The sequence below is a fragment of the Azospirillum sp. UENF 211521 genome (assembly GCF_058780535.1).
In genome coordinates, this window is record NZ_JBSNCF010000001.1 from 3,180,765 (window position 1) to 3,199,756 (window position 18,992).

General features: G+C 69.1%; 22 protein-coding genes and 1 tRNA gene. 11 read left to right on the forward strand and 12 right to left on the reverse strand.

Annotation, left to right across the window (positions count from 1 at the left end):
- Positions 1-120: 120 nt before the first annotated feature.
- Positions 121-969 (forward strand): DUF4743 domain-containing protein, encoded by an 849-nt coding sequence (locus ACWPN5_RS14900; protein WP_145681463.1) that lies wholly within the window; start codon positions 121-123, stop codon positions 967-969.
- A 30-nt stretch (positions 970-999) separates the two neighbouring features.
- Here ACWPN5_RS14900 and ACWPN5_RS14905 read toward each other — a convergent pair whose 3' ends face one another.
- The 3 genes from ACWPN5_RS14905 to ACWPN5_RS14915 all read right to left on the reverse strand — a co-directional run bounded on the left by ACWPN5_RS14905 (position 1,000) and on the right by ACWPN5_RS14915 (position 3,841).
- Entirely contained in the window at positions 1,000-2,562 is a 1,563-nt protein-coding gene (locus ACWPN5_RS14905) for a hybrid sensor histidine kinase/response regulator (protein ID WP_145681462.1), read from the reverse strand.
- 168 nt (positions 2,563-2,730) lie between these two features.
- On the reverse strand, positions 2,731-3,582 hold the full coding sequence (gene gluQRS / locus ACWPN5_RS14910; protein ID WP_492296058.1) for a tRNA glutamyl-Q(34) synthetase GluQRS: 852 nt from the start codon (positions 3,580-3,582) through the stop codon (positions 2,731-2,733).
- 91 nt (positions 3,583-3,673) lie between these two features.
- Positions 3,674-3,841 (reverse strand): hypothetical protein, encoded by a 168-nt coding sequence (locus ACWPN5_RS14915; RefSeq protein ID WP_014241314.1) that lies wholly within the window; start codon positions 3,839-3,841, stop codon positions 3,674-3,676.
- Between the two features lie 328 nt (positions 3,842-4,169).
- Between ACWPN5_RS14915 and ACWPN5_RS14920 the strand changes: the two genes are divergently transcribed.
- Complete coding sequence (locus ACWPN5_RS14920) at positions 4,170-4,733, forward strand: HNH endonuclease (protein WP_038526361.1); 564 nt, start codon at positions 4,170-4,172, stop codon at positions 4,731-4,733.
- A 42-nt stretch (positions 4,734-4,775) separates the two neighbouring features.
- Positions 4,776-4,940, forward strand: coding sequence for a DUF1289 domain-containing protein (locus ACWPN5_RS14925; protein WP_492296060.1), 165 nt, complete (start codon positions 4,776-4,778; stop codon positions 4,938-4,940).
- Positions 4,941-4,973: 33 nt separating this feature from the next.
- Here ACWPN5_RS14925 and ACWPN5_RS14930 read toward each other — a convergent pair whose 3' ends face one another.
- Complete coding sequence (locus ACWPN5_RS14930; protein WP_492296061.1) at positions 4,974-5,600, reverse strand: demethoxyubiquinone hydroxylase family protein; 627 nt, start codon at positions 5,598-5,600, stop codon at positions 4,974-4,976.
- Complete coding sequence (locus ACWPN5_RS14935) at positions 5,597-6,124, reverse strand: disulfide bond formation protein B (protein WP_014241318.1); 528 nt, start codon at positions 6,122-6,124, stop codon at positions 5,597-5,599. The genes ACWPN5_RS14930 and ACWPN5_RS14935 overlap by 4 nt, the downstream gene beginning before the upstream one ends.
- Before the next feature lie 137 nt (positions 6,125-6,261).
- Between ACWPN5_RS14935 and ACWPN5_RS14940 the strand changes: the two genes are divergently transcribed.
- The 3 genes from ACWPN5_RS14940 (at position 6,262) to ACWPN5_RS14950 (ending at position 7,392) form a co-directional block, all read left to right on the forward strand.
- A tRNA-Leu gene (locus tag ACWPN5_RS14940) sits at positions 6,262-6,348 on the forward strand.
- A 108-nt stretch (positions 6,349-6,456) separates the two neighbouring features.
- Positions 6,457-6,852 (forward strand): (R)-mandelonitrile lyase, encoded by a 396-nt coding sequence (locus ACWPN5_RS14945; protein ID WP_186465984.1) that lies wholly within the window; start codon positions 6,457-6,459, stop codon positions 6,850-6,852.
- 147 nt (positions 6,853-6,999) lie between these two features.
- A complete protein-coding gene (locus tag ACWPN5_RS14950) occupies positions 7,000-7,392 on the forward strand; it encodes a c-type cytochrome (protein ID WP_349592943.1) in 393 nt (130 codons plus the stop codon).
- Positions 7,393-7,407: 15 nt separating this feature from the next.
- Here the strand turns inward: ACWPN5_RS14950 and ACWPN5_RS14955 are convergent, their stop codons facing one another.
- Positions 7,408-7,995, reverse strand: a complete 588-nt coding sequence (locus tag ACWPN5_RS14955) for a rhodanese-like domain-containing protein (RefSeq protein ID WP_145681457.1) — start codon at positions 7,993-7,995, stop codon at positions 7,408-7,410.
- Positions 7,996-8,407: 412 nt separating this feature from the next.
- Here ACWPN5_RS14955 and ACWPN5_RS14960 point away from each other — a divergent pair, with 412 nt between their 5' ends.
- The 4 genes from ACWPN5_RS14960 (at position 8,408) to ACWPN5_RS14975 (ending at position 11,377) form a co-directional block, all read left to right on the forward strand.
- Positions 8,408-9,394, forward strand: coding sequence for an ABC transporter substrate-binding protein (locus tag ACWPN5_RS14960; RefSeq protein WP_492296065.1), 987 nt, complete (start codon positions 8,408-8,410; stop codon positions 9,392-9,394).
- Positions 9,394-10,152, forward strand: a complete 759-nt coding sequence (locus ACWPN5_RS14965) for an ABC transporter permease (RefSeq protein WP_492296067.1) — start codon at positions 9,394-9,396, stop codon at positions 10,150-10,152. The genes ACWPN5_RS14960 and ACWPN5_RS14965 overlap by 1 nt, the downstream gene beginning before the upstream one ends.
- Complete coding sequence (locus ACWPN5_RS14970) at positions 10,043-10,852, forward strand: ABC transporter ATP-binding protein (protein ID WP_492296069.1); 810 nt, start codon at positions 10,043-10,045, stop codon at positions 10,850-10,852. Before ACWPN5_RS14965 ends, ACWPN5_RS14970 begins: the two co-directional genes overlap by 110 nt.
- 87 nt (positions 10,853-10,939) lie before the next feature.
- Positions 10,940-11,377, forward strand: a complete 438-nt coding sequence (locus tag ACWPN5_RS14975; protein ID WP_186465983.1) for a hypothetical protein — start codon at positions 10,940-10,942, stop codon at positions 11,375-11,377.
- Between the two features lie 19 nt (positions 11,378-11,396).
- On the opposite strand, the gene ACWPN5_RS14980 is transcribed toward ACWPN5_RS14975, so the two are convergent.
- From ACWPN5_RS14980 to pedF, 6 genes are all read right to left on the reverse strand, one after another.
- The gene (locus ACWPN5_RS14980) at positions 11,397-12,062 is read right to left on the reverse strand and encodes a response regulator (RefSeq protein ID WP_014241328.1); all 666 of its coding nucleotides are present in this window, start codon (positions 12,060-12,062) and stop codon (positions 11,397-11,399) included.
- A gap of 226 nt (positions 12,063-12,288) precedes the next feature.
- Entirely contained in the window at positions 12,289-14,040 is a 1,752-nt protein-coding gene (locus tag ACWPN5_RS14985) for a methanol/ethanol family PQQ-dependent dehydrogenase (RefSeq protein WP_492296071.1), read from the reverse strand.
- 291 nt (positions 14,041-14,331) lie between these two features.
- Positions 14,332-15,264, reverse strand: a complete 933-nt coding sequence (locus ACWPN5_RS14990; protein ID WP_186465982.1) for a quinoprotein relay system zinc metallohydrolase 1 — start codon at positions 15,262-15,264, stop codon at positions 14,332-14,334.
- Positions 15,261-16,061: a quinoprotein dehydrogenase-associated SoxYZ-like carrier gene (locus tag ACWPN5_RS14995; RefSeq protein WP_200479371.1), complete on the reverse strand. Its 801-nt coding sequence runs from the start codon at positions 16,059-16,061 to the stop codon at positions 15,261-15,263. Before ACWPN5_RS14995 ends, ACWPN5_RS14990 begins: the two co-directional genes overlap by 4 nt.
- Before the next feature lie 162 nt (positions 16,062-16,223).
- Entirely contained in the window at positions 16,224-17,099 is an 876-nt protein-coding gene (locus ACWPN5_RS15000; protein ID WP_492296074.1) for a substrate-binding periplasmic protein, read from the reverse strand.
- Positions 17,096-17,539 carry a cytochrome c-550 PedF gene (gene pedF / locus ACWPN5_RS15005; RefSeq protein WP_200478926.1) on the reverse strand — a complete coding sequence of 148 codons (444 nt, stop codon included), beginning with the start codon at positions 17,537-17,539 and terminating at the stop codon, positions 17,096-17,098. The genes ACWPN5_RS15000 and pedF overlap by 4 nt, the downstream gene beginning before the upstream one ends.
- A 264-nt stretch (positions 17,540-17,803) precedes the next feature.
- Between pedF and ACWPN5_RS15010 the strand changes: the two genes are divergently transcribed.
- Positions 17,804-18,976, forward strand: coding sequence for an ABC transporter substrate-binding protein (locus ACWPN5_RS15010; RefSeq protein WP_492296077.1), 1,173 nt, complete (start codon positions 17,804-17,806; stop codon positions 18,974-18,976).
- Positions 18,977-18,992: the final 16 nt, after the last annotated feature.

The window sequence follows — 18,992 nt, forward strand, 5'->3', positions numbered from 1 at the left end:
GCAACGGGCTGGCATCGCCCCCCGCCTGGCATCGCCCAAGGACGACGGAACGGCCGGCGCGGAGCCGGTTCACGGAAGAACGGTTGCACGGCGGGGGGCGCTGCGGCTACACGGAGTCGCATGAGCTTCCTCGACCACATCCGCGCGTGCAACGCGCATGACCTGTCCGGCTTCCGTCCGTTCGAGCTGGAGGGACATCGTCTCGGCTGGGTCCGCCACGCGCTGGCCGAGCGGCTTCCCGGAGTCGATCCGGGCTTCGTCGTCACCGCCGACCGGGTGACCCTGGCCCCGGAGGTCCGCGACTTCGAGGCGCGGTCCTCGGTGCTGGCGCACGCCGCCCAGTTCCTCGTCGAGACGGGGGCGGTCACCGCCCTGCGCGGCGAGTTCTACCCCGTCGCCCCGGCCTGGGGCGCGGAACCGCTGATGCGCATCGACCGCGCGGTGGTGGCGCAGTTCGGCACCTCCTCCTATGGGCTGCACGTCAACGGATTCGTCCGCCGGCCGGACGGCGGCCTGTCGCTGTGGATCGGGCGCCGCGCCCGCGACCGCGAGGTCGCGCCGGGCAAGCTGGACAACATGATCGCCGGCGGCCAGCCCATCGGCCTGACGCTGGCGGAGAACCTCGTCAAGGAGGCGCAGGAGGAGGCCGGGATCGACGCCGCCCTGGCGTCCCGGGCCGTTCCCGTCGGGGCCGTCACCTACCGCATGGAGACGGAGGCCGGGCTGAAGCAGGACACGCTGTTCCTCTACGACCTGGAACTCGACGCGGATTTCGTTCCGCAGAACACCGACGGCGAGGTCGAGCGGTTCGAGCTGTGGCCGCTGGACCGCGTCGCGGAGTCGGTGCGCGCGACGAAGGACTGGAAGTTCAACGTGCCCCTCGTCGTCATCGACTTCATGATTCGTCATGGCTGGCTGACGCCGGATGAGCCGGGCTATCTGGAGATCGTGAAGGGCCTGCGTCGGTAGACGCCGCCGCGGCGGCGCCCGTCCCGCCGGTCATTCCGCCGCGGCCCGCCCCCGCGCTTCCTCCAGGTGGGACGACAGCTCCGACAGGGTGACCGGCTTGTGCAGGACGGTGAAGCCGCTGCGCCGCGCCTCGCGGATGCGGTCGGGGCTGGTGTCGCCGGTCAGCAGGATCGCCGGGATGAGATCGCCGGCGAAGGCATGGATGTCACGGATGGCGTCCACCCCCGTCCGGCCGTAGCGCAGGCGGTAGTCGGCGATGATGACGTCGGGAAGCCGCTCCGCCCCGTCGAGCTGGCGCAGCGCCTCCTCCCCCGATGCCGCGGCCAGAACGTCCCAGCCCCACTGCTCCAGCACCAGCCGCAGGCTCTGCAGGATCAACTCCTCGTCGTCGATGATCAAGGCGAGCGCGCCGGGACGGTCCAGCGACGGCATGGCGCGTTCCGTCGCGTTGGGATTCCAGGAAGCGTGCAAGGGAACCTCCACCGTAAAGCATGTGCCCCGCCCCGGCCGCGACCGCACGCGGACCGGAAGGCCAAGCAGACGCGACAGCCGCCTCACCACCGCCAACCCGAGGCCCAGGCCACGGCTGCGGTCGCGTTCGGCGTTGCCGAGCTGGACGAACTCCTCGAAAATCTCGTCGATCTTGTCGGCTGGGATGCCGACGCCCGTGTCCGCCACCTCGATGCACAGCATCCTGCCGCGCCGACGGCAACCCAGAAGCACGCCGCCCGACGCCGTGTAGCGCACCGCGTTGTCGAGCAGGTGGCGCAGCAGCCGTTCCAGCAAGGTGGCGTCGCTGCGGACCTGCAGCGTGAGCGGACGCACCCGCAGCTTCAGCCCCTTGGCGGCGGCGCGCGGGCCGTAGTCGGCCTCCAGCCGCCCCATCATCTCGGTCAGCGCGAAGAGCGCCAGATCGGGCGACACGATCCCGGAATCGAGCCGGGCCACGTCCAGCAGCGCGTCGAGCAGGCCGCGCATCGCCTCGACCGCCCGGTTCATCGTCTGGACCAGCGGCAATTGCGGATGATCGGACAGGCGCTCCGCCAGGACAGCGCCGAACAGGGTCAGCGACTGGGCGGGCTGGCGCAGGTCGTGGCTGGCGGCGGCCAGGAAGCGCACCTTGGACTGGCCGACCCGCGCCACCTCGTCCCGCGCGGCGCGCAGGGAATCCTCCAGCCCGCGCAGCCGCGCCTCCGCGACCATGCGGCGTCCGGCGTCCGCCGCGGTCATGACGATGCCCGCCGGCTCCCCGCCGCCCGCCGCCGGCAGCGGCGTCAGGGCGATGTCGAACCAGGTTCCGTCGCCGGTGAGGGTCAATTCCTGGACCTGCCCACGCCCCGCGCCGGCCACCGCCTGGGCGAAGCGCTCCGCCGCGTCCTCCCGGCCGCCCCAGACGAAGGCGCCGGCCATGGGCTGCCCGATCAGCAGATCCCGCGGGCAGCCGATGGCGCGTAGCATCGCCGCGTTGAGATCCGCAATGCGCCCCTGCCGATCGAGCAGGGCGACCGCCACGCCGATCGTGTCGAAGACCCGCCGCAGCCCGGCGGGATCGGCTGGGTCACCGCCGCGTTCCGCCACATCCTCCTCTCGCATCGCTTGCCCCCTTCGGATTGCAAGCCGACCAATCGTGTGGCGCCAACCGTCTGGCCGAACAAACAATCGGTCGAGATTCAAAAGATACGTGCAAGAGGAGGAAGATTCCAGGCGACTCGCCTCAAACGGATAGCCGGGCAATGCTTGTAATACACAGTTGGTGGTAGATCATAACTCTTCCGGAAAGCCGGCCAGAGCACGCACCGCCGCCGCCGTTTGCCCGGAATCCCGAAGCGATCGCAAAGTCTTGGCGTTGTCGCGCTTGGCAAGGCGTTCGCCGCGCTCATTCACCAGCAAAGGGTGATGATGGTGGTCGGGTGGATCGACTCGGAGGAGTTCCTGAAGAAGACGATGCACGTGGGTCGCGAAAAAAAGATCCTCGCCGCGGGTCACCATCGTCACGCCCTGGAGGTGATCGTCCAGTGTAACCGCCAGATGATAGCTCGTCGGAACATCCTTGCGGGCCAGAACGACGTCGCCCAGGAGCCCCGGCGCGGCGTCCTGCCAGCCCTGCCGCCGGTCGTGCCAGCGCAGCGGCCCCGTCATGGCCATGGCCATCCCCACGTCCAGCCGCAGCGCATAGGCCGCACCGGCGGCGATGCGGTCCTGGCGCTCCGCTTCCGACAGGCCGCGGCAGGTGCCGGGATAGAGCGGGCCGTCCGGCCCATGCGGCGCGTGGCCGGCGCGGGCAATCTCCGCGGCGATGTCCTTGCGGGTGCAGAAGCAGGGATAGACGACGCCCAGATCGTCAAGCCGCGCCAGCGCGGCGCGGTAATCGTCCAGATGCTCCGACTGGCGGCGCACCGGTTCCTGCCAGGTCAGGCCCAGCCAGGCCAGATCCTCGCGCAGGTCGCGGTCGAACTCCGGACGGCAGCGCTGCGGGTCGATGTCCTCGATGCGCAGCAGGAAACGGCCCCCGGCCTTGCGGGCGGTGGTCCAGCCGAACAGAGCGGAATGGGCGTGCCCGAGATGGAGATGGCCGGTCGGGCTCGGCGCGAAGCGGGTGACGACGTCGGTCATTCCCGCCTTATACCCCAACCGCGCCCGGCCTGCATGTCGGTCGGGCGCCGCGGACGGAGGACGCGGATGGCAGGGCCGGATGTCGCTGGGCTCAGATGTAGGGATTGTCCTTGATCGGCTCGACCGGGATGTCCTCGCCCTCCAGATACATGGCGAGGCGGCGGCGCAGTTCGCGGTCGAAGGCGTCGATGCGGCGCTGGCGGTCGCGCTCCTCGCGCTCGGCGCGCTTCTCGGCAAGGTCGATGATCGTGGCGCTCATGGATGTTCCCTTTGAAAGCGTCCCCCTCGGGCGCCGTCACCATCTCAGAGCATGGTTAACGCACAGTAACCACGATGTCGGAAAATGCACGATCAAGGCTCCACAACCAAATGTCACAGGCAATCTGGCGGGTTCGGCCTTGCCGGCCCCGCCCATCGAAAGGGTTACAGGATCGTGAAGAAATGACGCAGTGCGGCGCGACATATTGAGTTCGAAGCACAAATCAACTATGTATCTGGTGTTCCGCTCACCCGGCGGCGTGTCATCCCGCGAGGGGGCGGAACAGCAGACTAAGGTTCCAGACACGTCTCAGATAAGGGAGTGGCCATTGGCTCCACCACCCGATCACTGTCCGGCCCTGGTGCTGAACGCCGATTTCCGGCCGCTCAGCTACTTCCCCTTGTCGCTCTGGTCCTGGCAGGAGGCGGTCAAGGCCGTCTTTCTGGACCGGGTGAACATCATCTCCGAATATGATCGCGTCGTCCGCTCCCCCACCTTCGAGGTCAAGCTGCCGAGCGTCATTTCGTTGAAGGAGTTCATCCCGGCGACGCGGCGGCCGGCCTTCACCCGATTCAACGTTTTCCTGCGCGACCGCTTCACCTGCCAGTATTGCGGCCACCACTTCCCCACGCAGGAACTGACCTTCGACCACGTCATTCCACGGTCGCGCGGCGGGCGCACCACCTGGGACAACGTCGTCACCTCCTGCTCGGCCTGCAATCTGGCGAAGGGAAACAGGCTGCCGCACAGTTGCGGCATGATCCCCCTCAGTCCCCCGTTCCAGCCGAGTGCCTACCAGCTTCAAGAGAACGGACGTGCATTCCCGCCAAACTTCCTTCACGAAAGTTGGCGGGATTTTCTTTATTGGGACACCGAACTCGATCCGATGTAGAAACGCCGCGATCGGGAAGGCTGGACCAGGAAAGATTTGGGTATGGACGACGAGAACCCCTGCGTGGGCATCTGCATCATCGGCGAGGACGGCTACTGCGAAGGCTGCGGGCGGAGCGAGGACGAGATCTACGGCACGCCGCCCACCCCGACGCCCATCCCGGCTCCCACTCCGGCGAAGACCGGAGCGGACGGCAAGGCCGCCTGAGTCCGCTCCGGTTTCCGCCAAAGTGGGAGCCTGTCACACCCGTTCGGCCACCCAGATGACCGCCTTGGTGCCGGCCTTGATGGCGGCGGACAGCACCGGATAGGCTGGGGCCTGCTCCGCGCCGTTGAGCAGGCCGATGTCGCGGTGCTCCACCTCCTCCGCCTGGAATTTGAGGATGGAGGTCTTCAGCTCCTCCTCATCCGGGCCGAGGTGCTTCAACTGCGCCTCGTAATGGCCGTCGATGACCTGCTCGACGGCGACGGTGCAGGCCATGGCCGCCCGCTCGCCCATCACCGCGGTTCCGGCGCCCAGCAGGAAGCCGGCGACGTGCCACAGCGGCTGCAGCACGGTGGGGCGAACCTGACGGGCAACGAGCTGCTTCTCGAAATACTGGAGATGCTCCAGCTCCTGGTCGGCCATGTGGCGCAGGGTCTTGGCGTGCCGGCCCCGGCCCATGACGGAGAGCTGGCCTTCGTAGATGCGCTTGGCTCCATACTCGCCGGCATGGTCCACGCGCACGATCCGCGCCAACCGCTGTTCCGGAGTCGGGTCGCCGGGCAGGCGTCCGCGCGGGCGGGGACGGGGGGTGGGCGACTCGCCAGTGGACGGGGTGGCGGACGAGGTGGAAGCGGTGGCGGCCGTGGCGTCGAGCGGTGTCATGCGAAGGTCCTGGAAACCGAGGTCCGGATGTAGGCGGCGCGGGCCGCCGCGAAGGCGAAGGCGGACAGCGCCAGCGAAATCACGACGTTGTAGCCCGCCATCGAAATCCCGAACAGCGACCACGCCACTTCGTCGCAGCGGGTGACCGGGGCGGCGAGCACCTGGGCGCGCAACTCCTCCAGCGTCTGGGGCGCCCGTCCGCTGGCGCCGCAGGCCGAGGTGCCGGCCCACCAATGCTGCTCCACCCCGACATGGTAGGCGGCGATCCCCGCGCCGGCCAGCAGGGCCAGCCCGCTCGCCACCAGCAGCGCGTCGCCCAGCCCGCGCCACTGGCGGAACAGCAGGGTGACGATGCCGAAGGCCATCACGGCGCCATAGGGCACGCGCTGCCACAGGCACAGGACGCAGGGCTGGTAGCCCAGCGCGAACTGGAAAAACAGCGCGGCGGCCAGCACGCCGGCGCTGGCGATGGCCAGAAGCCCGGCGGTGTAGCGCGGATCGTCGATGGGGAGGCGGTTCATCATACGGGTGAGATTAGCGCGCCCCACAGGCTTAGGCCAGACACGCCGACGCATCCGCACAAAACACTTTGTCCCAGGGCGAATTCCCCTCTATATAGCGGGCACCGGTCGCCACGAGCGCCGGGTCCGGCAGGCACCGTGCGGGCGTGGCGGAATTGGTAGACGCAGCGGACTCAAAATCCGCCGTCCTCACGGATATGTCGGTTCGAGTCCGACCGCCCGCACCATCTTCCCTCCTGTGCCCGATCCGCGGACCGCCGCAAGGCCACATCCGCCCTCCCCGCTTGTTTCCGTCACGCAGCCCCGGCCTTGGGGCCACAGCGGAGGATTCGACCATGGAGATCATTCGGGTTGGCGCGCAGCCATCCGTCACCGGACCGGCCGACTGGTTCACCGGCACGGTCCGCATCGACCCCCTCGTTCAGACCGAAACCCCGGCCCGCACCGCGGCGGCCAGCGTCACCTTCGAACCCGGCGCCCGCACGGCGTGGCACACCCATCCCCTGGGGCAGACCCTGATCGTCACCGCCGGCGTCGGCCGGGTCCAGCGCGACGGCGGCCCCATCGAGGAGATCCGCCCCGGCGACGTCGTCTGGTTTCCGCCCGGCGAGAAGCACTGGCACGGCGCGTCGCCGACCATGTTCATGACCCACATCGCCATCCAGGAGCAGCTGGACGGCAAGGCCGTCGACTGGATGGAAAAGGTCACGGACGAACAGTACGGGGCGTGAGGCAACAGGACCGGCCCCAAAACCTCATTGCGCATGCGGGCTTGTTCCAAAGTCCAATTCGGCGGCCCGACCCAGCCCCTTAAAATGCGCGGCATCGACCGCCGCCGCGACCGGCGCCGCGGGTTTCTGGCTGGGGAGCCACCTCACATGTCCGTTTCCAGATTCGTCATCGCCGCCGCCCTTCTGCTCGCCGCCGGCACGGCCAACGCCGAAAGCGGGCCGCAGCCCAAGACGGCCGAGGAAGCCGCCGGCAAGCAGATCTTCCATCAGTGCGCGGCCTGCCATTCGTTGGATTCCAGCAAGAACGCCTTCGGCCCGAGCCTGTACAACGTCGTCGGGCGCAAGGCCGGCTCGATCCCGCGCTTCGACTATTCCAACGCGCTGAAGGCGTCCAACATCACCTGGACCGAGGACAACCTGCGCCACTGGATCGCCGGCAACGACAATTTCGTGCCGGGCACCCGCATGCGCCACGTCGCCATCACCGACCCGGCGGAGCAGGACTATCTGATCGCCTTCCTGAAGTCGCTGAAGCAGTAAGCACAGAAAAGCCGGTTACGGTGCGGCGACCGGAACCGGCTTCCCCTCCTCGGTCGGCAGGCCCGCCTCGGCCCAGCCGTCCGCCCCGTCGCGGTACCAGAGGACGCGGCGGTAGCCCATCTCCAGGGCGCGCTTGCCCGCGTTCCACGACATCCAGCAGTCCGCCAGACAGTAGAACAGCAGGCCGCGCCCGCGGTCGCCGCCGGTCAGCCGCTCCAGGTTGGCCCGGAAATAGCCGTCCAGTTCCGGCGTCAGTGCGCCGAGCCCGACGTTGGGCAGCCAGACGCTGCCGGGGATTTGCGGAAAGGGCTTCGGCACCAGCCAGGGACCGCCGGGCAGCGTGCTGCGGTCCAGCTTCATCACGTTGATCGGAAGGGCCGCCCCCGACTCCACCAGAGCGCGGGCCCGCACCGTGTTCACCGTCTCGGCCCCAGGCAGCGAGGCCGGGGTCGGCGACCGGTATTCGGTCATCCGGTAGCCGTCCGGCACCGGAACCGCGTCCGCCGCGGCGTCTCCCGCCGGCCCGGCCAGCAGCAGCGCCAGCCCGGCGGCGCCCAGCCATCGTCCGCGCACCACGTTCCCTCCCCCATTGTTCTGCGGCATCCACGAAATCCCCCCGTGCCCGACAGGGTCAAGTTGCCCGATAGTCGAATACCGGGGACCGGCGGACGAGGCCTAAGCTCACCGTTCGCCATCGTGGGATTCCCGCGTTCCGCTGCGCCACCGCACCGCAGAGGCCTGCCTTGCAAACGACCGCAGGACGCATCATCATCAGGCTAGGGAGACAGGGGTCTAGCCACCCCTGCCTCCCGGCCCGATCCTTAGCGGTTCAGGAGATCAAGGATATTCTTGATCACCCGAAGCAGCAGGATCAGGAGAGTGAGGATTCTTTCCATCCTCGACACCTCCTTGTGATGGGACACGGGCGGTGGCCAATCCGCCGCCCGGTCCACCGCGCAACCATGACGCGGCCCACCCTCCATACAAATGCAATTTTTGACGCAGGGGCGGTGCCATGCGCCTGATGTCCCTCGTCCGGCTGTTTCTGGTCCTGGCGCTGGTCTGCGTCGCCACCGTGGCGCGTGCGGCGGACCGGCCCACGGTGACCATCGGGGTGCTGAAGTTCGGCACGGTCAGCTGGGAGCTGGACGTCATCCGCCACCACCGGCTGGACGAGGCCGCCGGCTTCGAGCTGAAGCTGATGGAGCTGGCGAGCGGTCAGGCGGCGCAGATCGCGCTGCAGGGCGGGGCGGTGGACATGATCGCCAGCGACTGGCTGTGGGTGGCCCGCCAGCGCGCGGCGGGGGCCGACCTGACCTTCATTCCCCATTCCGCGGCGGTCGGCGCGCTGATGGTTCCGGCGGCTTCCCCCATCACCTCCGTCGCCGACCTGAAGGGCCGGCGCATCGGCGTCGCCGGAACCCCCATCGACAAGAGCTGGCTGCTGCTGAAGGCGCTGGCCCGCGACCGCTACGCGCTCGACCTCGACGCCGCGGCAACGCCTGTCTTCGCCGCCCCGCCCCTGCTCAACCAGAAGGCCACGACAGGGGAGCTGGACGCCGTGCTGAATTTCTGGCCCTACGCCGCCCGCCTCCAGGCAGCGGGCATGCGGACGGTTATCGGGGTGGAGGGGATGATGCGGGACCTCGGCCTGTCGGCCCAGGTGCCGGCGGTCGGCTTCGTCTTCCATGAGGGCTGGGCCAAGGCCAACCCGGCGGCGCTCGACGCCTTCGTCGCCGCCTCACGCAAGGCCAAGGCGATCATGGCGCAATCCGACGCGGAATGGAACCGGCTGCGCCCGCTGATGAAGGCGGAGGACGAGGCCACCTGGGCGGCACTGCGCGACCAGTTCCGCGCCGGCATCCCGCAGCGTTGGACGGAGGAGGAGCGGGAGGCCGCGGCCAAACTCTACGGGCTGATGGCCAAGCTCGGCGGGCGGGAGCTGGTGGGCAACGCCATGGCCCTGCCGGACGGCACCTTCTGGCCGAGGGTCCGCTTCTGATGCGGTGGCGGCGGCTGGCCCCCGTCCTGTCGCTGGCTCTGCTGGTCGGGCTGTGGGCCGTCGCCGCCGAACTGGCGGCCAGCCGCAGCCTGCCCGGCCCCACCGCCGTGCTGTCCGTCCTGGTCCGCGAGGCGGCGGACGGCGCGCTGTTCCATCACCTGGGGATCACGCTGGCGCGGATGGCCGCGGCTTTCGTCATCGCCATGTCCATCGGCTCGGCGCTGGGCATCCTGCTCGGCCGCTCGGCCACCGCCGACCGGCTGTTCGGGCTGTGGCTGACCGTGTTCCTGAACATCCCGGCGCTGGTCGTCATCGTGCTCGCCTATGTCTGGTTCGGCCTGACCGAGGCGGCGGCGGTCGGCGCGGTCGCCGTCAACAAGATCCCCAACGTCGTGGTCGTCCTGCGCGAAGGGACGCGCGCCATCGACGAACAGTATGTGGAGATGGCGCGGACCTTCCGCATGGCGCGGTCCGACGTGCTGCGCCATGTGCTGCTGCCCCAGCTCACCCCCTACTTCGCCGCGGCGGCGCGGTCCGGCCTTGCGTTGATCTGGAAGATCGTGCTGGTGGTCGAGCTTCTGGGCCGCAGCGACGGGGTGGGATTTCAGATCCACCTCTTTTTCCAGATGTTCGATGTGGCCGGCATTCTTGCGTACACCGTCGCCTTCGTGGCCGTCGTCCAACTTCTCGAGCTCTGCGTCCTGCAACCCGTCGAGCAGCGGCTCACCCGCTGGCGGCCGGTGCGCGCTGAGGCTTGAGATCCGCTCCAAGCGCTTCGCCGGGCGGGAGGTCATCCGTGGCCTGTCGCTGACGGCGGCGCCGGGCGAGTTCCTGGCGCTGGTCGGCCCGTCCGGCTGCGGCAAGACCACCGCGCTGACCATCGCCGCCGGGCTGGACCGTGATTTCGACGGAACGCTGGACTTCGGCGGGCCGGAGCCGGTGCTCGGCTGCGTCTTCCAGACGCCCCGCCTGCTGCCCTGGCGCACGGTGCGGCAGAATGTGGCGCTGGTTCTGCCCAAGGCACGGCGGAGCGATGGCACGGCGGAGCGCTGGCTGGCCGCCATGGGGCTGGAGGCGGTGGCCGACGAGTATCCGGGCCGCCTGTCCGGCGGCATGGCGCGGCGGGTGGCGCTCGCCCGCGCCTTCGCGGTGGAGCCGGGCCTGCTGCTGATGGACGAGCCCTTCGTCTCGCTGGACGAACCGACGGCGCAACGGATGCGCGCCCTCCTCGCGACGATGCTGGAGCGGTCCCCGGCCACCGTGCTGTTCGTCACCCACAATCTGCGCGAGGCGATCCAGCTGGCCGACCGCATCCTGGTGATGGCCCCCGGCCCGACGCGGGTGGCGGCGGAGGTGCCGCTGGAAACGCCGCGCTCCCTGCGCGACGACGCGCTGGTCGAGCGCGTGCGGGCGGATCTGCTGGCCCGGCCCGATCCGGCTTTCCGGCTGCTCGCTTGAGTCTTTCGGTGAAACTGTGAAGCGGCTCACACCCGCCGCCGTCCGCCGGGCGCAGTCTGTCCCGCTGCGATGACACCGGCGGAGACGATGATGCGCACCCTGTACCTTCCATTGATTCTGCTGGGCGCCGGCCTGACGCTCCTGTCCGGCGCGGCGCGCGCCGGGGAGATCGTGATCCTCGACCAGCACGGTCCCGGCCCCAACCACGCGGACCGGTCGCGCGATCTGGCGATCATCGGCGATTCCGCCACCGGGTCCTCCATCGTCATCATCGAGCGGACGACGCGTGATGAACAGCTCGGGCGGCGCGACCCCGGCCTGGAGGCACGGCGCGCCGTGCGCAAGGCCGAGGCGAAGCGGCGCAGCAAGGACAAGGACTGGTCGGATTGGGCGGAGTTCGACGGCCATAGCCTGGACGGCTTCGGCTGGCTCGACGGACCGGTGCCGCTCGGCTTCGGGCGGGGCGATCCGGGGCAAGAGGCGGCGCGCGCCGCCGCGGACGCGCGGCGGATGCGGAACCGCTGAACGGTAAAGGCCCGCCCGGTCAGATGCCGAAGCGGGCCTTCTCCAGTTGCAGGCGGTTGGCAAAGACCACGGCCTGGGTGCGGCTGTAGACCTTCAGTTTTTGCAGGATCGCCGAGACATGGGCCTTCACGGTGGTTTCCGTGATGCTCAGCTCATAGGCGATTTCCTTGTTCAGCTTGCCGGTGCCCAGCATCTCCAGCACGCGAAGCTGCTGCGCCGTCAGGGTCGACAGGCGGCGGGCGATCTCCGCCGTTTCCTCGTCCTCCGCCGCGGCGCCCTCCTCGACCGAGGCGGGCAGATAGACCTCCCCGGCCAGAATCTGGCGCAGCGCGCCGGCGATGGCGTCCCGCGGCGTCGATTTCGGGATGAAGCCGGCGGCGCCGCAACGCACCGCCTCCAGCATCACCTTGCGGTCCTCGTGCGCCGAGACGACGGCGACAGGGATGGCCGGGAAGCGGCGGCGCAGGGCGATCAGCCCGGTCAGACCGTTCATGCCCGGCATGTTGAGGTCGAGCAGGACGAGGTCCGGCTCCCCCTTGCCGCCGTGCATGGAGTCGAGGATGGAGATGGTTTCGTCCAGGCAACCGGCCTCGTGGATCTCCTGCGCCTGGCAGGAATAGAGGACGGCGCTGCGCAGGGCGTCGCGCACCAGCGGATGATCGTCCGCAATCAGAATTCGGCTCATGGCGTGGTTCCCACGCTCATCGTTTCGGGGCGTTTCCGGGTCCGATCATGCCGGACTGTTCAAGAATGCGCAAGGACGGGAACGGGTATTCCCCAAAACAGCCGATCGTAGGCAATTCCGTTTTAAATCCATGCCCAAATCCTCTTGCAAGCGGTTCGCAAGAAAAGACGGCCCGAAGTTTTCGGGCCGCCCTTTCCTGGTCCGGTCACGGCACGGGGTTTCCCCCTCAGGCCTTCGGCAGCTTGAAGACCCAGAGCGAGCCGCCCTGGTTGATGTCCTTGACCAGCTTGGCGACATCACCGCCCCACAGCGGCACCGCACCACCCCAGCCGGAGACCACGGCCACATACTGCTCGCCGTCCTGTTCCCAGGTGACCGGGGAGCCGACGACGCCGGAGCCGGTGTTGAACTTCCAGACCTCCTTGCCGGACTTCGCGTCGAAGGCCTTCAGGTAGCCTTCCGGCGTGCCGGTGAAGACGAGGTTGCCGCCGGTGGTCAGCACGCCGCCCCACAGCGGCGCCGGGTTCTTGTATTCCCAGACGATCTTGCCGGTCTTCGGGTCGATGGCACGCAGCGCGCCGATGTAGTCATCATACAGCGGCTTGATGGTGAAGCCGGCGCCCAGATAGGCGGCACCCTTTTTGTAGGTGATCGGCTCGTTCCAGATGTCCATGCCCCACTCGTTGGCCGGGACGTAGAACAGCTCGGTCGCCGGGCTGTAGGCCATCGGCATCCAGTTCTTGGCGCCGAGGAAGGCCGGGGCGGCGAAGACCGACGTGCCCTTCTCCGCGCCGACCGGGGTACCCGGACGGTTGTCGTCGTTGTAGACCGGCCGCCCGGTCTTCACGTCGATCTCCTTGGCCCAGGTGATCTTGGTGACGAAGGGCGAGGCGCTCAGCAGCTTCCCGTTGGTGCGGTCGAGCACGTAGAAGAAGCCGTTGCGGTCGGCCTTGGCGCCGGCCTTGATGGTCTGGCCGTCCTTCTTCAGGTCGAAGGACACCAGCTCGTTCACGCCGTCGAAGTCCCAGCCGTCGTGCGGCGTGGTCTGGTAGTGCCACTTGATGTCGCCGTTGGCCGGGTCGATGGCCAGCGTCGAGGAGGTGTAGAGGTTGTCGCCCGGACGCAGGTGCGAATTCCAGGGCGCCGGGTTGCCAGTGCCGAAGAACAGCGTCTTGGTCTCCGGATCGTAGGTGCCGCCCAGCCAGGTGGCGCCGCCGCCGGTCTTGTAGAGATCGCCCGACCAGCTGGCGTTCATCACGCCGGTCATGGTCGAGTCCTTGCCATTGAGGGTGCCCATATTGCCCTCGATGGTCGGGCGCTGCCAGACCAGCTCGCCCGTCTCGGCGTCGCGCGCCTCGACCATGCCGATGATGCCGAACTCGCCGCCGGAATTGCCGGTGATGACCTTGCCGTCGACGATCAGCGGGGCGGCGGTCGCCGAATAGCCGGCCTTGTAGTCCTCGATCTTCTTCGACCAGACGACCTTGCCGGTGTCCTTGTTCAGCGCGACCAGACGGGCGTCCAGCGTCGCGAAGTAGATCTTGTCCTTGTAGAGCGCGGCGCCGCGGTTCACGACGTCGCAGCAGGGCATGATGCCTTCCGGCAGGCGGTGGTCGTACTGCCACTTCTTCTGCCCGGTCTTCACGTCCACGGCGTAGAGGCGCGAGTAGGAGCCGGTGACATAGATCGTGCCGTCATGGATGAGCGGCTGCAACTCCTGCCCGCGCTGCTTCTCGCCACCGAAGGAGAAGGACCACACCGGCACCAGCCCTTTGACGGTGTCCGGGTTCAGCTTGTCGAGCGGGCTGAAGCGTTGCGCCTGAGGACCCATGCCGTAGGTCAGGACGTCGCCCGTCGACTTGGCGTCGTTCAGCAGGTCGTCGTTGCCCGGCCCGTCGGCGGCCAGCGCTGGGCCGCTCAGGCCAAGGCCGGCGGCCATGGCGCTCGCAAGAAGGCAGGTGCGGAAGAGACGCTTCATGGTGCGGATACCTCCCAGGGGAATGGACAGCCGGAGTCGCGGGCAGAGATCGTGCGTAGACAAACGATCATGCGCAGACGAATTGGCGGAATCCGTCGGCCTCGTCCGCCCGTCCTCGGCTTCTTTTCGGAACAATCAGGGGTTCTGCGCAGGAGCAACGCGGCATCGCGAGGCCCCTATCCTTCTGACAATAAAGCAGTTTACCGGCGCCCCGGATGGGGTCCATTGGCAAATAGTCGAATGGGCGGAGCGTTCTGCTGGACGACGGAAACCGTTTCATTGCGAACGGCGTCAATTCACCCGCGGCAGCACGGCCTTCTCGATCCCCGGCCAGAGGTGGGAGACGGAGCGCCGGTACTCCTCGCGCAGCACGCCCATTCCGGCGAAGCGCTCGGGGATCGGCGCGTCGAGCAACTCGGCCATGTCGGCCCCCGCCTCAGCCCGCTCGCGCAGGGTGCGGTCCAGCCAGCTCAGCCAGTCGCGGGTCTGGGCAATGGCGGCCTTGTCGGAGCCGATGCGCCCGTGGTTGGGCACCAGGACCGTCACCTCCAGGGCATCCAGCGCGTCCAGCGCCGCCAGCCACTTTCCGATGTCGGCGTGGGGCGTCGTCGGCGTCCGGTCGGAGAAGACGACTCCGCCGGCGAACAGAACGCCCGTCGTCTCGTCCAGGATGGCGAGGTCGGCGGCGGTGTGGCCCTCCAGCGGGATCAGCCGCAGCCGGTGCGCACCGAAGACGACGGTGGAGCCGTAGACCGTCTCGGTCGGGACCAGCGGCTCGGTGCCGCGCATCCAGTCGCCGACGAGGCGGTACATGTTCTCGGTCATCCCCGGACCCTCGGTCTTGATGCCCTCGATGGTGCCGGGGAGTGCGGCGATGGGCACGTCGGCGAAGGCACGGTTGCCCAGCCAGTAGTCGGGATGCAGGTTGCTGATGAAGACCTTGCGGATCGGCTTGTCGGTGACCGTGGCGATGGCCGCACGCATCTCCTCGCCGAAGCGGCGCGACGGGCCGGTCTGGATCACGATCACCCCGGCGTCGGTCACGATGAAGCCGGGGTTGAGGATGTTGCCGCCGTTGATTCGGGTGAAATGCTCCCGCGTTCCCTCGAAGACCCAGGTGTCCGGCGCGATGGCGACGGGCTTCAAATTATAGGTCAGCGGGCCGGCGGCCCAGCCTGGCGCGGCGGAGACGACCAGCAGGAGAAGGGCGACCAGCGCTCTCATGGCAGCGCTCCTTGGACCCAGGGCAGCGGGATGGCCGCCTTGACCTCGCCGCCCTGGTTGTCGCGGCCGTCGAGCGTCAGGCTGCGCGCGCCCGCTGCGGGCTGCACCTCAAGCGTGAAGACGGGGTTCTCGGACAGCGGCTCCGCCGTCTGCAGCCGGGCCAGCGCCCGCCCGTCGGCGTCGCGCAGGGTCAGCGCCTCGATGAAATAGGCGGGGATGCCGGCGACCAGACCGGTGTCCATGGGGTGGCGGACGAGGAAGCGGACGCGCGTCGCCTTGTCTTCCCCGGTCGGTGCCCAGGCGCGGCCCTGCACCTCCCCCACATGGTCGGCCCAGTCGGCGGCGGCGTAGGTCGCGGGCGGCGCGGTGCAGCCGCCGCCCGCCGCGTCGAGCAGCTTGCCGCCGATGTGCCAGACGCCGTCCGGCGTGCGGGCGGCGGCGCGCAGCGGTGTCGCCTGCTGCACCTTGAAGCGCGTGGCGATCACCGGCTTCGCCGCCAGCGGCTGGAAGCGCAGGATGACCGGGAAGGGGTTGAGGTCGGCGAACAGCACCATCTCCTCGACCGCGCCCAGCGCCGTGGCGTCGGCCATCACCGGGACGGCGGCGGCGTTCTCGGCGTTGTCGGGGGCGGTGACGGTCACGCGGTCGTCGAATTGCACGGGAGCGGTGCCGAACAGCTCCGGCCGCAGCACGTCCCACATGACGGAGGCGAGCGGGTCGGCGGGGTCCGGCGGGCCGGCGTAAACCGGGCTGGAGAGCGCGGCCAGGAGCGCCGCGGCGGCGAGATGGCGGTTCATGGCGGTTTTCCCCCCTCCCTTGCGTCGTTGTTCTTGTGTGGGCGCTTGCCCCCTCCCTGACCCTCTCCCGCCTTTGACGAGGGAGGGGATTTGGGCAAAGGCGGCGGCAGTCCCCTCTCCCGCGAAAGCGGGGGAGGGTTAGGGAAGGGGGCCGCAGCCGCATCACTCCACCGGAATCGCGTTGTGCGTCACCCCATGTTTCCGGAAGATCTCCGGCAGCGTCCCGTCCTCCAGCATCGCGGTCACCGCGTCGCCCACCGCGTAGGCGAGGTCGCGGGAGTTCTCCTTCACCGCCATGCCGATGTCCCAGTTCGACGCCATCATGCCAGGGAAGGTCACCGGGGTGATCGGGAAGCCGGCGGCGCGGTCGCCCAGCGCGGCCTCCACCTGGCTCTGCGTCGCGACGACGGCGGCGACGTCGCCCTTGACCAGGGCCTCGACCGCCTCGGGGATCGTCATGTAATGGACCAGCCGCTCGCGCAGCCGTCCGCCGAAGGCTCCCAGCAGGTAGAAGTCGGGGATGCTGTCGATCTCCACCCCGATCGGCTCGTCGGGCAGGGAGGCGAGCATCGGCTGGGTCATGCGCATCGGGTTGCGGGCCAGCGCGAAGCCCTCCCGCTGGTAGGGGCCGAACAGCACGGCCTCCGGGTTGCGCAGCCCGAACTCCTTCTGGTAGGGCACATGCATCATCACGTCGGCCACGCCGCCCCCGACGACCGGGCCGCGCCACACCGCGTTGCGCAGGTCGTCCGACACGGCCTCCCCAGCGGTCAGCTCCATGAACTCGACGCCGACGCCCAGCCGCCCGGCGATGGCGCGGGCAATGTCCACATCCACCCCGACCAGGGCGCCGCCCTTGCGGTGGGAGAAGGGCGGGTTGTCGCGGTAGACCGCGACCATCAGCCGCCCGGCGGCCATCACGTCGTCCAACGGGCGCGCGCCGGCGCGCCGGGGGAGGACCCCGGCGGCCAGCGCGGCGGCGGCGAAGGACAGCAGGTGGCGCCGCGTCGGAGGCGCGGTCTTCCCAAGTGTCGTCATTCCTCGTGCACCGTCTCCAGCCACGACCGGATCGCCCACAGCGCCTCCTGGCCCAGCGCCTCGCCGAAGCGCGGCATGTAGGTGACGCCGTTGCGGATCGAGCCGTTGGTCACCCGCTCCTTGAACCACTCGTCGCCAGCGTCGCCCTTCTCCAGGTAGCGCAGGTCCGGGGCGATACCGCCCGACACCGCGCCCAGCCCGTGGCAGCGGGCGCAGTTCTGGTTGAAGGCGGAGGCGCCGATCTCGATCGCCCGCGGATTGCCGCGGTAGGGGTTCGCGTCGCGCCAGTCCTCGCCCAGCTTGTCGAGGCCGGTTGTGTCCACGGCCTGGGGCGTCACGTCGCCATGGGCGAAGGCCGCCGTGGGGACAACCGTGGAGATGACGGCGGCCGCGCCGGTCAGGAAACCGGCCGTCGCAAGCCGGAGAAGCCGTGCGTTCATAAGGGGCGTCCTCATTCAGAGAAGATGCGATGGGAGCGTTGTCCGTTGCCCCGGAGCATAGCGGGCGGTCCGCGACGCCAATAATTGGACTTTGGTAGCAACCGTGCGCGGCTCCCCCCGCGATCGGACCGAAACGCCATTTTCCGCCCGCGCAATCGTACCAAAGTTGCATTCCGGGACGCCGCCCGGCGGGGATACCCTGGTCTCCCGAAACCAGGCGAGTGCAAACCCGCGATGCGTTTCAGCCTTTGGTTACCCTCCTTGATGCAGATCGCCTTGCTGGCCGGCGGGCTGTGCGCCTCGCCGGCCGCCTTTTCGCAGGAGGCGGCGCCCGCTGACGTCTCGACCGTCCGCATCGCCTACCTGACGCAGGAAGTCGAGCATCCCCCCGCCCTGTCCAACCTCGACGAACCGCCCGCCGACGAAGGGTTGGCCGGCGCCAACCTCGCCGTGGCCGACAACAACAGCACGGGCCGCTTCCTCAAGCAGCGCTTCGACCTGGAGGCGGTGACCGTCCCCATCGATGGCGACCCGGCGCAGGCGCTGCGCGACCTCGCCGCCGCCGGACACCGCATCGTCGTGCTGGACCTGCCCGGCGAGACGCCCGGCGCGCTGGCCCGTCTGCCCGAGGCGGCGAACCTGCTGCTGTTCAACGCCGGCTCCACCGACGACAGCCTGCGCAACGCGCTGTGCGCGCCCAACCTGCTGCACACGGCCCCCGACCGCGCCATGCTGGCCGACGCGCTGGCCCAGTATCTGGCAGTCAAGCGCTGGACGAAATGGCTGCTGATCGTCGGCACCCGGCCCGAGGACCGGCTCTACGCCGCCGCCGTCAAGCGGGCCGCCAAGCGCTTCGGCGCCGAGGTGGTCGAGGAAAAGACCTGGAGCGAGGACCACGACGCCCGCCGCACCGCCCAGGCCGAAATGCCGGTCTTCACCCAGGGCAAGCGCCACGACGTGGTGATCGTCGCCGACGAGATCGGAGACTTCGGCGACTATGTGCTGTACCGCACCTGGGAGCCGCGCCCGGTCGCCGGCACGCAGGGCCTCGTCCCCACCAACTGGCACCGCGCCCACGAGGCCTGGGGGGCCGCCCAGCTCCAGTCCCGCTTCAAGGCCGCCGCCCAGCGCGTCATGTCGCCCCGCGACCACGCCGTCTGGGCCGCCGTCCGCGCTGTCGGCGAGGCGGCGACCCGCACCCGCTCCACCGATCCTACGGCGCTGGCCGCCTACATCCGCGGGCCGGATTTCACGCTGGCCGCCTTCAAGGGCGTGCCGCTGTCCTTCCGCAGCTGGGACGGGCAGTTGCGTCAGCCGGTGCTTCTCGCCGCCGACCGCTCGCTGGTGTCCGTCTCGCCGCAGGACGGCTTCCTGCACCCCAAGACCGAACTCGACACGCTGGGCCACGACCAGCCCGAAACGGGCTGCCGTCGCTGATGGGCCGCCGCTGATA